The organism is Intrasporangium oryzae NRRL B-24470 (genome assembly GCF_000576595.1).
In the GTDB taxonomy this organism is placed as follows: Bacteria; Actinomycetota; Actinomycetes; order Actinomycetales; family Dermatophilaceae; genus Intrasporangium_C; species Intrasporangium_C oryzae.
In genome coordinates this window covers 25,370-37,010 of sequence record NZ_AWSA01000044.1, presented here as the reverse complement: position 1 = coordinate 37,010, position 11,641 = coordinate 25,370, and the positions used below count along the sequence as shown (strand labels likewise).

Annotated in this window: 11 protein-coding genes; 6 read left to right on the top strand and 5 right to left on the bottom strand. The window is 72.6% G+C overall.

Translation table 11 applies throughout. The features are described from left to right. A partial coding sequence (locus N865_RS16950) for a DUF3293 domain-containing protein (RefSeq protein WP_034808480.1) occupies positions 1–720 on the bottom strand: 720 nt, incomplete at its 3' end. Positions 721–877: 157 nt separating this feature from the next. Next, complete coding sequence (locus N865_RS16945; protein WP_034808478.1) at positions 878–1,849, bottom strand: glycoside hydrolase family protein; 972 nt, start codon at positions 1,847–1,849, stop codon at positions 878–880. A 133-nt stretch (positions 1,850–1,982) separates the two neighbouring features. On the opposite strand from N865_RS16945, the gene N865_RS16940 reads away from it, so the two are divergent. The 3 genes from N865_RS16940 (at position 1,983) to N865_RS16930 (ending at position 4,660) form a co-directional block, all read left to right on the top strand. After that, positions 1,983–3,038, top strand: a complete 1,056-nt coding sequence (locus N865_RS16940; protein ID WP_034808475.1) for a LacI family DNA-binding transcriptional regulator — start codon at positions 1,983–1,985, stop codon at positions 3,036–3,038. Between the two features lie 10 nt (positions 3,039–3,048). Next, positions 3,049–4,140, top strand: a complete 1,092-nt coding sequence (locus tag N865_RS16935) for an SMP-30/gluconolactonase/LRE family protein (protein WP_157557744.1) — start codon at positions 3,049–3,051, stop codon at positions 4,138–4,140. Positions 4,141–4,252: 112 nt separating this feature from the next. Further along, the gene (locus N865_RS16930; protein WP_051510840.1) at positions 4,253–4,660 is read left to right on the top strand and encodes a PPOX class F420-dependent oxidoreductase; all 408 of its coding nucleotides are present in this window, start codon (positions 4,253–4,255) and stop codon (positions 4,658–4,660) included. A 31-nt stretch (positions 4,661–4,691) separates the two neighbouring features. Here N865_RS16930 and N865_RS16925 read toward each other — a convergent pair whose 3' ends face one another. Continuing rightward, complete coding sequence (locus N865_RS16925; RefSeq protein ID WP_034808469.1) at positions 4,692–5,216, bottom strand: 2'-5' RNA ligase family protein; 525 nt, start codon at positions 5,214–5,216, stop codon at positions 4,692–4,694. A gap of 107 nt (positions 5,217–5,323) precedes the next feature. After that, on the bottom strand, positions 5,324–5,905 hold the full coding sequence (locus tag N865_RS16920; protein ID WP_245603814.1) for a hypothetical protein: 582 nt from the start codon (positions 5,903–5,905) through the stop codon (positions 5,324–5,326). Positions 5,906–6,350: 445 nt separating this feature from the next. Between N865_RS16920 and N865_RS16915 the strand changes: the two genes are divergently transcribed. Beyond that, positions 6,351–7,706 (top strand): DUF222 domain-containing protein, encoded by a 1,356-nt coding sequence (locus tag N865_RS16915; RefSeq protein WP_245603813.1) that lies wholly within the window; start codon positions 6,351–6,353, stop codon positions 7,704–7,706. A 277-nt stretch (positions 7,707–7,983) separates the two neighbouring features. Here the strand turns inward: N865_RS16915 and N865_RS16910 are convergent, their stop codons facing one another. Then, a complete protein-coding gene (locus N865_RS16910; protein ID WP_245603812.1) occupies positions 7,984–9,417 on the bottom strand; it encodes a cyclic 2,3-diphosphoglycerate synthase in 1,434 nt (477 codons plus the stop codon). A gap of 215 nt (positions 9,418–9,632) precedes the next feature. Here N865_RS16910 and rocD point away from each other — a divergent pair, with 215 nt between their 5' ends. Further along, positions 9,633–10,886, top strand: coding sequence for an ornithine--oxo-acid transaminase (gene rocD / locus N865_RS16905; protein WP_034808464.1), 1,254 nt, complete (start codon positions 9,633–9,635; stop codon positions 10,884–10,886). Between the two features lie 159 nt (positions 10,887–11,045). Beyond that, positions 11,046–11,456: a DUF2500 domain-containing protein gene (locus N865_RS16900; protein ID WP_051510839.1), complete on the top strand. Its 411-nt coding sequence runs from the start codon at positions 11,046–11,048 to the stop codon at positions 11,454–11,456. The last annotated feature ends 185 nt before the right edge of the window (positions 11,457–11,641 follow it).

Here is an 11,641-nt window from a genome sequence, read left to right as displayed (position 1 = left end):
CGCCTCGCGGGCCCGCGCCCGCGCCTCGCGGAACGCCCGGCGCTCCGCCTCGAGGACCCGCTCCGCCTCGCGACGGCGGGCCTCCTCGGCGTCCCGCGGCCGGTAGTAGTCGCTCGCGAGCTCGAGGTAGAGGGCGTTGAGCCGCCTCGCCTCGTCGGGAGCCGCGCCGACGAGCGCGCGGTCGAGGGCGGCATACGCGGTGGCGAGGCTGACGTAGGGGGTCGCGAGGCCGAGCGCGCGGTAGGCCTCGTTGACGCGAGCGAGGGCGGGCGGCGTCGGCGCGACGGTCCAGGCCCTCGAGACGACCTCGCCGGTGGCGCAGTCGACGAGGGAGAAGCCCTCGCGGGTCCAGACGAAGACCGCCTCCTGACCCAGGTCCCGGCCGAGCGCGACGGTGGCGTCGGTGTCGATCCCGATGAGCGCGACGCCTTCCTCGACGTGGACCCAGTCACGGTCGCCTCCCGCCGCCGGGTGGTGGCTCACCCCGTCGCGGTCAAGCCGCGCGACGAGGTCGCGGTGCGCGCGCCGGTTCGCCGAGTCGCTCACCACGCGGCCTCCGGGATTGTGCGCGGTGACCACGCTGATCGGGCCGTCGGCGCCCTCCGGGGGCAGGAGCGGGGGCGCGTGCACCCCCGCCGCAGGGACGAGGAGGACCGGACCGCTCGGCAGGTGGAGTCGCACGACCGCCTCCCGGTAGCGCTCCCACCTCACCCCGGCCACCCGGCCACCCGGCCACTCTCCTCGTTCCATCCCGCCGCGGCCGCCGCGATGCGGCCCCGATGCCCCCGCAGCGTAGTTGCACCCCAAGGTCGTTGCTCTCGGCGGTCGTAGGCGACCGCCGAAGACGTCGACGCGGCCCGGGGAGGGGCTCGGCCGGCTACGGCACCGCGACGCGCTCGCGCACGGGCGAAAGGACGAGAGTGGGACCGTCCCACGAGGCCAGCATGGGGTCGCTGATCTCGCCGACGAAGCCGTCGTCCGAGGCGTTGAGGAAGGCGAGGAACTTCGTCTCCCCGGTCTCGCGGTCGGTGACGAACTTACCGACGTAGAGGCTGTCGTCGGTGAGCTGCTGGGCCTTTCCGATGTTGATCGGCCCGAGCGGCGAGGCGACCTCGGTGACCCAGATGCCGCCGGTCGTCCCCGTCGCCCGCCGGGCCGCGGAGGTGTCCTCGGCAAGGCAGTTGAACAGCAGGACGTGGCGCCCGTCGACGTCGGCGGTCTGGAAGACCTCGAGCTGGCCGAAGCCGTGGACGGGCTCGCTGAGCGGCGGCAGCAGCTCCCACGTCTCGAGGTCCGGCGACCAGGCATGCCCGACGACACCACGGTCGAACGCCTCGCCGTGGTTGGCCCGGGCCGTGATGAGCATGTGCCACCCGTCTCCGTCGGGGTCGGCGACCACCCACGGGTCCCGGAAGGCCTCGTCGTGCCACAGGCCGTCGGAGAGCTTCTCGTACCAGCGCGGGTCGGCCGCCAGCACCGGACCGGGCGCCTTGTCCCACGTCACGAGGTCCGTGGATGTCGCGTAGCCGATGGACTGGAGGTTCGCGCCCGACGGGTCGAGCGTCGCGCCCGTGTAGAACATGAACCACCGGCCGTCCGGGTGCCGCACGACCGAGCCCGTCCAGGTCGCCAGGTCGTCGAAGGCCGGGGCATCCGACCGGACGAGCGCGTCGGCGACCCGCTCCCAGCTCACCAGGTCGGACGACACGGCGTGGCCGACGGAGGCGCGGTAGTGGCGGGCGTGCGGGTCTCGCAGCGCACGCGACGCGTAGAGGAAGAACAGGTGGTAGCGGTCGCCGTCGTCGACGGTCCAGAAGTCCCAGACCCAGGCCTCGGGCAGCTTGAACATGGTCGGCCTTTCACGCCGGAGGGGCGATGGAGTTGATGAGCCTCGAGCGTCGTCAGCTCGCCTCCGGACGAGCCGAGGCGCTGCTGCTCGGTGCTGACTATGCTAAATGCTTTCAGCAGATCGAAGGTAGCCGATGAACAAGCGACCCACGCTCGCCGACGTGGCCGCGCGCGCCGGCCTGTCCAAGACAGCCGTCAGTCTCGTGCTCAACGACCGGCCGGGGTCGCGCCTCTCGCCGGAGGCGGTGCAGCGGATCCACGACGCGGCACGCGAGCTCAACTACCGGCCCAACCCGGCGGCACGGTCGCTGCGGATCGGCAGGACCAACACCATCGGCTTCATCTCCGACGAGGTGACCGTGACGCGCTATGCATCGGCGATGATCCGCGGGCTTCTCGACGTTGCCGACGAGCACGACCACGGCGTCCTCATCGCCGAGACGGGCAACCACCCGAAGCAGCTGGCCAAGGCGCTCGAGTCGATGGTCGACCGCCAGGTCGACGGCATCGTCTTCGGCTCGCTGACGGCCCGACTGCTCGACCTGCCGGAGCTCCCCGAGCACCTTCGGGCCGTGACTGCCAACGCCACGAGCACGACGGCCCACTCCGCGGTCCTGCCGTCTGAGCACGAGGCCGGCCACCGGATCGCGCAGCTGCTGCTCGACGCCGGCCACGGCTCCGGCATCGGGATCATCGGCCACGCGCCCCTCGCCTGCTCCGACCCACGCATCTCGGCCACGATCGGCCGACGGTTCGCAGGCATCCGCGACGCCCTCGCCGAGGCTGGGGCCGAGCCGCTCGCCGTCGCAGAGTTCGAGATCTGGGAGCCGTGGAACGGCTACGACGCGACGAAAGAGGTCCTCGACTCGGGCGCGCCCGTGACCGGCCTCGTCTGCCTCAACGACCGCGTGGCCTTCGGTGCGTACCAGGCGCTCCAGGAGCGCGGGCTCCGCGTGCCCGACGACGTCTCGATCGCCTCCTTCGACGACGACGAGATCGCCGCCTACCTGCGGCCCGGCCTCACGACCGCACGCCTGCCCTACGAGGAGATGGGCCGGGTGGCGATGAGCCAGCTCCTCGACCCCGACGCGCCGACCGGTGAGCGGCTCGTCCCGATGCCGGTCCAGCTCCGCGACTCGATCGCCCCGTGCCCAGCGGACTCACATGGTGCGCACGGATTCCGCCCGTAGCGTCGACGGCATGCGGCACCGGGGGCTCGTCCTGCTCGTCGGGCTGATGGTCGCCATCGGTACGACGGGATGCGCGACGCCCGCACCCACGGCCACGCCGGGCGCGAGCGTGGGGGGCGCCCGATCGTCGACCCTGGGCGCGAGCCGGAGCAGCGTCCCGACGAGCGCAGGCGCGTCCTCCGGCGGGTCCGGCAGCGCCGACACGTCGTCCGGCACCTCAGGTTCGGACACCGGCTCCGACAGCGGTTCAGGCCCCGGCTCGGGCAGTGGTTCGGGCAGCGGGTCGACGGGGACCGGCAGGACGTCGACCACGGCACGCGGCCCGATCCACTACGTCCGGACGACCATCTACCGCGGCTCGGCGAAGCCTGACGACCTCGTGCTCGACGCGAACGGGCGGCTGCTCTTCAGCGACTACACGAACGGCACGATCAGCCGTCTCGAGCAGAACGGCATGGCCACGGTGCTCTACCGCGACCTGCAGGGGCCCGAGGGGCTCGTCCTGCTCGCCGACGGCACGCTCGTCGTCGCGGAGGAGAAGACGAACCGCATCCTCGCCTTCGCGCCCGGTGCGACGACCCCGCACCTGCTGCGGACCATGCCCGGGCGGCCGACCCTCGTCACCTGCCACCAGGGCACGGACGGCATCGCGTGGGACGCGAGCACCGGCACCCTCGTCATCCCCGACGCCCCCAACGGCGTGGTGTACCGGATGAGCACCGACGGGAGCCAGCTGTCCACGATCGCAGCGGGATTCGTCCACCCGGTGGGTGCGGACGTCGACGCGCAAGGTGTCGTCTACATCGCCGACGAGTGTGGCGGAGGCATCTGGCGGGTCGCGCGTGGCGGCCAGCGCAACCTCGTCGCCACGGTCGGGATGCCCGACGACGTGGCCCTCGACCACCAGGGCGGGATCGTCGTCACCGACGTCCACCTCGTCAACCACTCCGTGACCCGGTTCGCGCTCGACGGGAGCACCCGGGCGGTCCTCGCGCGGACCGGCCTCGCCGAACCCCAGGGCCTGCTCATCGACCCGCGCGGCCACATCTTCGTCGCCGACGACCGCGCGAACCTCATCATCGAGCTGACGCCCGTCGGCTGAGCCCGACGGGGAGCGAGCCCTCCCCGGGAACGGGCCCAGCGGCATACGCCTCAGGCGTATGCCGCTGGGCCGGCACCCGACGCCCCCGGCGCGCTCCGCCTAGGCTGGGCGCGTGACCCTCGACAGCACGACCGCGCTCGCGACGGTGGCGGGCTACCGCTACGTCTCCCTGACGACGTTCCGCCGCACGGGTGAGGGCGTCTCCACCCCGGTGTGGATTGCCCGCGACGGCGACGAGCTCGTCGTCATCACGGTCGACGGGGTCGGCAAGACGAAGCGGCTCAAGGGCAACCCGGTCGTCGAGCTGCGACCCTGCGACATGCGTGGCCAGGTCGCCGACGGTGCACCCACCTTCACCGGGACGGCACGGGTGGTGCGCGACGAGGCCGGGGTGGCCTCGGTGAAGCGGGCGATCGGCGCGAAGTACGCGATGGCCCGGCTCGGGGACGCGGTCGCCTCGGTGACCGACCGCCTGCGCAAGCGCACCCCTCGAGCCGGCATCCGCATCACGCTGACCTGACCCGAGCCACCCGAGGCGGGGGCGCAGACGCTCACGGGATCCCGGCGAGGGGCCACAGCTCGCCCGTTGAGCTGTCGATGAGCGCGGCCCGGTCGACCCGCGCGGTGAACGGCAGCAGGTCCGAGACGGCCGTCACGACCACCGCGAGCGCCGGCCCGGCGGCTCGGGTCGCGACGGAGATGTGCGGCACCCAGTGCCCCGGGGCGTAGTGCCGGTGCAGGATCGCACCCGTCGCGTCGAGCGCCCGCGTGGCCCGCTCCTGGCGGGCGGCGACCGCCGCCGAGACCGAGGGCGCGAGCGCGGCACGCCCGCGCGGAAAGGCGATCGTCCCCTGCACCGTCACCTCGAACGGACCCTCGTCCGGGAGGCCCGCCGTCGCCGAGAGGACGCGGTCGAGGTCCCAGCCCAGCAGGACGGCATACGACAGGTGCGGGTGATGACGTCCGTGGGTGTGGGACTGCAGGGTCCGAATCCCGCTCGCCTCCAGACGTGCCCACAGCTCGCGGAGCAGCCGGTCGGTCCGCGGGTCGAAGAGGAGGCACAGGGCGAGAGCCATGGCTCAAGGGTCCGCCGACGCCGGTCCGAACGGAAGCCTCCGCGCGGGCGAGCCCAGCGGCACACCCCTCATTGGGTATGCCGCTGGGCGGGAGCGCAGATTGGCCGTCAGTCGCGTGCCGGGTCGATCGCCGACCGGACGAGCGAGACGATCGCCGCGATGATGCCGATGACGGCGCCGGCGATGCCGATGAAAAGCAGGATCTGCACGACACGGAGCCAATCGAACGTGCTGCCGGAGAAGTCGAACGGCGCGACCTGGTAGAGGCGAACCATCGCGGCGAGACCGACCGAGTTCGTCGCGATGTCGCCGATCGCGCGGATGCGGCGCGAGTCGCGGACGAGGTACACGAGGTTGGCGGCGATGCCGACGAGGATCGAGGCGTTGATGATACCGAGGACGAGCGCCATGTCCGCGGTGAGGAAGGGCACGACCTCCCAGCCGGGCCAGACGTTGATCCCGAAGAGGATGAGCGCGTTGACGACGACGGCGACCGCGTACCCGATCCGGCGCGTGGCGATCGGGGGCCGTCTCAGCTCGGGGGTCTGGCGGGTCTCGGCGGGCCGGGGCGGCTGGGTCGGCTCGGTGGACTGGGTCGGCTCGGTGGACTGGGTCGGCTGGGTCAGCTGAGTCGGCTGGGTGGGTGGTGTCGGTTCGGTGGGCTGCTTCGGTGGTGTCGTGAGTGACATGGGGACCTCCTCCAGTCGTCTCCAACTCGACGCTAGGTCGGGCGTGGCCGTGGCGGCAGGGCCGAAGGTCTCGCGATCTCGTCCCGTGCGGGACGAACGTGAACCGACTGTCGGTGGTCGAACATACGATCGATCCATGGCAGGCGGCGCAGGGCTGCTCGAGGAGCTGCGAGCGCGACTCACGGACATGGAGTCGCGCCAGCAGGCGGCCCGTGGTGCCTCCGCGGCCTTCCGTGCATCGCTGGCGCCGCCGACGTCCGCCGCTCCGCCCGTCCGGGGCAGCGGGCGGGCACAAACACGGCGGGGACGGTTCTCGGCCAGACCGGTCGGGGTTCCGCAGGCCTCCGCCTCTCGCCGCCGTGGCCCCGAGCCGAGCGATGTGCCCCCGGGCGAGACAGCCGGCGGACCCACGTTCGCCGCGTGGTCCGCGGGAGGGGCGCCCGGCGTGCCCGCCCGAAGGCCGGTCGGGCGCGGCGTCTGGGCCGAGCTCGACCCGGACGCGGCCCTCTGGGTCGACCCGCTGCGGGTCACGTCCGTCGACCCCGAGACACTCGACCTCGACGGGGCCGACGCCGGATGGGTGCCCGACGGCCCGGGCGAGCCGGGCCGTCCCGAGCCCGTCGGCGTCATGGTCGAGGCCGTCGTCGGCATGCACCTGACCCGGCACGCCGAGGACGAGCTCGTCGCGGCCGCGGAGCACGTCGCGTCCCTGCGGGCCGACCACGACGTCATGCTCGTCAACGTCCTCGCCGAGCTCGAGGCACGCGGCGCCGAGCCACCCGGGGGTCTCTCGCGCGTCGACTGGCTTCGCGCCCATGACCCGGGGTTGACCGCGGCGGCGGCCCGGGCGTTCGTCACGGTCGCCCGGGCGGTCAACGAGCCCCGGTGGGCGGTGCTCCGCACGCGGGTCTCGATGCAGCACGTCAGCGTCGCCAAGGCCGCTCAGATCGTCGGCTTCCACGAGCGGACCCACCTCGTCGCCGACCCGGTCGAGCTCGACGAGGCCATCGACGACCTGACCGCACAGGCACCGGTCCTGCGCGCCGAGGAGCTCGCGCGGCTCGTGCGTCACCACACCGAGCAGATCACTCCCCCGCCCGACCATGACCGCATCGACGAGGGCCGGCGCCAAGCCCGGGGCCTGTGGTTCGCGCAGCCCAACGCGACCGGCATGGTCCGGATGCACGGCCTGCTCGATCCCGAGGCGGCCGCCGTCATCAGGTCCGCCGTCGACCCGCTCTCACGGCCCTGCCCCAGCGTCGACGAGCGCGGACGCACCCTCGAGCCAGACCCGCGCTCGCCGGCGAAGCGCCGGGCCGACGCGCTCGTCGAGGTCGTCGCCCGTGGAGTGTCCTCGCCGGACGGGGTGTCCACGACCGACAAGGCCAAGGTCGTCGTGACCATCGACCACGACGTGCTCACCGGTCGTCTCGAGGGCGCCGGCGTGACGGCCTCGGGAGACGTCCTGTCGGCAGCGACCGTCCGCCGCCTCGCGTGCGATGCGGCGATCGTGCCCATGGTTCTCGGATCCGAGAGCGAGCCCCTCGACGTCGGCCGCGAGAAGCGTCTCGTCACCCGCGGCCTGCGCCTCGCGCTCATCACCCGCGATCGCGGGTGCACCTTCCCCGGCTGCAGCATCCCGGCGCAGTGGACCGATGCCCATCACAACCAGCCCTGGTTTCTCGGGGGCACGACCTCCCTGCTGACGACGACGCTGCTGTGCCGACGGCACCACACCCACGTCCACCAGCACGGTCTCGTCGCGGCGATCACGGCCGCGCACGTGACGTGGCACGTCTAGCTGCCGCGCTCCGCACCCCGCCCCTGCCGAGCGGGGTGCGAGCCATGCTCTGACCGCACGGCGGTCGTCCTCCATTGAGTGGACAACCGTGTGGGCAACCGTGTGAGCAACCGAGTGGGAGCCAGGTGAAGGCGGGTGCACTCGACCGGACGCCCACGCCCGGGTCGGTGTCGTCGCGGGCAGCGAGGCCACCAGGGCTCGGGACTGAGCTCAGCGGCATACGAGATGAGGCATATGCCGCCGAGCCGGGCCGCACGACGCTGGGCGGCCCTGTCTTTCACTCCCCCTGATCGAGGACCGCGCACACGGCGGCCTCGAGTCCTCCGGGCGTCCGCTCGCGCAGCTCGTAGCGAGCCCGCACGAGGGGCACGGATACGGACAGCACCCGGGTGATGTCGATCGGGGTGCCCGAGACGATCGCGTCGCAGGCGCCCGCGTCGACCGCCGCGGCGATGGTCGCCTCGAGGTCGCGCACCTGCTCGTCGCCGTACCCCATCGCGGGCAGGATGCCGCGGGCGTTCGGGTAGCGCTCGTAGGTGGCGGCGATCGAGCCGACTGCGAACGGGCTCGGGTCGACGATCTCGGCCACGCCCGAGGCGCGCGCCCCGACGACGCCCGCACCGAAGCTCATCGAGCCGTGAGTGAGCGTCGGCCCGTCCTCGATGACGATGACCCTCCTCCCGCGGACGACGGACTCGTCCTCGACTGTGACCGGGCTGTCGGCCCGCACGACGGTCGCGGAGGGGTTGAGCTCTCGGACCGACGCCTCGACCGCCTCGATGTCCTCGAGACGCGCCGAGTCGCACTTGTTGATGATCACGAGTCCGGCCATGCGAACGTTGGCCTCGCCCGGGTGGTAGCGCGCCTCGTCGCCGGGGCGGAGCGGGTCCGCGAGGACGATGTGGAGGTCCGGGACGTAGAAGGGCAGGTCGTTGTTGCCGCCGTCCCAGAGGATGACGTCCGCCTCCTCCTCCGCCCGGCGCAGGATCTGCTCGTAGTCGACGCCGGCGTAGACGACGATCCCTGCGTCGATGTGCGGCTCGTACTCCTCCCGCTCCTCGATCGTGCAGTCGTGCGCGTCGAGGTCGGCGTACGTCGCGAAACGCTGGCACGCCTGCCGGGAGAGGTCGCCGTAGGGCATGGGGTGGCGGATCGCGACGACCCGCTTGCCGAGACCGATGAGGATGCGCCCGAGCGCCCGGGTCGTCTGGCTCTTGCCGACGCCGGTCCGGACCGCTGTCACCGCGATGACGGGCTTGGTGCTCGCGATCATCGTCGTCCGGGCGCTCGGCAACCAGAAGTCCGCGCCCGCCGCGATGCACGACGACGCGAGGTGCATGACCCGCTCGTGCGGCACGTCGGAGTACGCGAAGACGGCGATGTCGACGCGCTCGCGCTCGACCAACTCGGTCAGCGCGGACTCGTCGACGATCGGGATCCCTTCCGGGTAGAGGCGACCCGCGAGGTCCCGCGGGTAGCGCCGTCCGTCGATGTCGGGGATCTGCGTCGCCGTGAATGCCACGACCTCATACGCAGGATCCCCCCGGAACAGGACGTTGAAGTCGTGGAAGTCGCGCCCGGCAGCGCCCAGGATGACGACCCGACGCGGCGCGGGCCGGTCGTGCGGCCCGCCGTCCGACGCAGCGGCATGCGACGGCTCTGGGGCCGTCAGCGGTGGAACCGTGTGCTGGGGACTCGTCGAGGTGCTCATGGGACTCTCCGAGGCTGAGGTCGACCGCCGGGAACCGACACACCCCGGGCGAGGGGTAGTCCTGGCTGCGGGACCCGCCGAGCCCCAGTTTTCCACCGCCGGTCCGCGCCGTGGGGGGTTCGAGACCCTTCTCACGAGACCCTTCTCACGAGACCCTCGTCACCCGGCGGGCCGATTCGCCCGCCAGTCGCTCGGCGCAGTGACACGATCGAGGAGTGAGCGACACGGCCGCACGCCCCGGGGCCCGTGAGCGGACGAACCCCCAGACCCCCACCGCAACCGACCACCACGTCTCCCTCGCGGAGGAGTGGGTGGCGAGCAACTACCACCCGCTGCCCGTGGTGATCTCCCACGCGGAGGGGGCCTGGGTCACCGACGTCGAGGGCCGGCGCTACCTCGACGCGCTCGCGGGGTACTCCGCCCTCAACTTCGGCCATCTCAACCCCATCCTCATCGGCGCCGCGCGCGAGCAGCTCGAGCGGCTCACGCTGACGAGCCGCGCGTTCCACAGCGACCGGCTCGGGCCGTTCTGCCGCGACCTGGCCGCCCTCGCCGGCAAGGAGCTCGTCCTGCCGATGAACACCGGCGCCGAGGCCGTCGAGACCGCGATCAAGACGTCGCGCAAGTGGGGCTACGAGGTCAAGGGGGTCCCGGACGGCCGGGCCCGCATCGTCGTCATGGCCGGCAACTTCCATGGCCGGACGACGACGATCATCAGCTTCTCCGACGACCCGGTCGCCCACGACCACTACGGGCCGTACACACCCGGCTTCGACACCGTGCCGTACGGCGACCTCGATGCACTCGAGGCGGCGATCACCGACGAGACCGTGGCCGTGCTCCTCGAGCCGATCCAGGGCGAGGGCGGCGTCATCATCCCGCCCGACGGCTGGCTGCGGGGGGTTCGTGAGCTGACGTCCGAGCGCGGGGTCCTCATGCTCGCCGACGAGATCCAGTCCGGTCTGGGGCGCACCGGCACGACCTTTGCGTGCGACCTCGAGGACGTCGTGCCCGACGTGTACATCCTCGGCAAGGCCCTCGGCGGGGGCATCGTCCCGGTGTCCGCGGTCGTCGCCGACCGGTCGGTCCTCGGGGTCTTCACCCCCGGCAGCCACGGCTCGACCTTCGGAGGCAACCCGCTGGGGGCCGCGGTGGGCCAGGCCGTCGTCGGGCTGCTCGCCACGGGCGAGTACCAGGAGCGGGCCGAGCGACTCGGGAAGGTCCTCGCCGACGGCCTCGACCGCCTCGTCGGTCACGGCATCGACGCGGTCCGCTGCCGCGGCCTCTGGGCGGGCGTCGACCTCGACCCCTCGCTCATGACCGGGCGCGAGGCCTCGCACCGCCTCCTCGAGCACGGCGTCCTCGTCAAGGACACCCACGGCTCGACGGTCCGCATCGCGCCGCCGCTCGTCATCGAGGAGCACGAGATCGAGGTCCTCGTCGACGCGTTCGAGCGCATCCTGCGCTGAGGCCGAGGGCGAGGCGTCGCGGCGCCCGCACTCGGCGCCCTCTCCGGATGCGGGATCGCTCCCGCGACGCGAGACTCCCCCGTGCGGACCGAAACCGGCGGGGCCGCCCGCGCGTCGCATGAGGGTCCGCACGACACCCGTCGCCCTTGAGGAGTCCACGTGCCCCTTGCCAGTCGTCCGACCGAAGAGTCGCCCTTCGCCCTCGACCCGCTGTCCGGTCCACCGACCGCCTTCGCCGTCGTCTTCGCACTGGTCGCCGTCCTCGCGGTCCTCGTCATCGGGGTCGTGATCGTCCGAGGTATCCGGACCTGGCAGCGCAACAACGCTGCCCCCGTCCTCAGCGAGCCGGCCATGGTCGTGGCCAAGCGCATGGAGATCTCCGGCTGTGCCGGGGACGCAGCGACGCGGACCGACTACTTCGTCACCTTCGAGACCTCGGCGGGCCTCCGCCGCGAGCAGGACCTGCACCGCTCGGAGTACGGGCTGCTCGCCGAGGGCGACCAGGGGACCCTGACGACACAGGGGACGCGCTACCACGGGTTCACGCGCAGCACCCTCGCCGGACGCTGAGCTCCCGACCCTTCGGCCACGAGCCCGTATGCCGCCGGGCCGTCTCGGCGTCGCGGGCCCGCGAGTGCCGGGCCTGGGCCGGGTCGAGTGCCGCGCCGTCTGCGCGACCGGGTGGCGATCCCCCGGTTCGCGCAGACGACGCCGCATTCAGGACGCCGCATTCAGGACGCCGGTGCGCAGGGTCC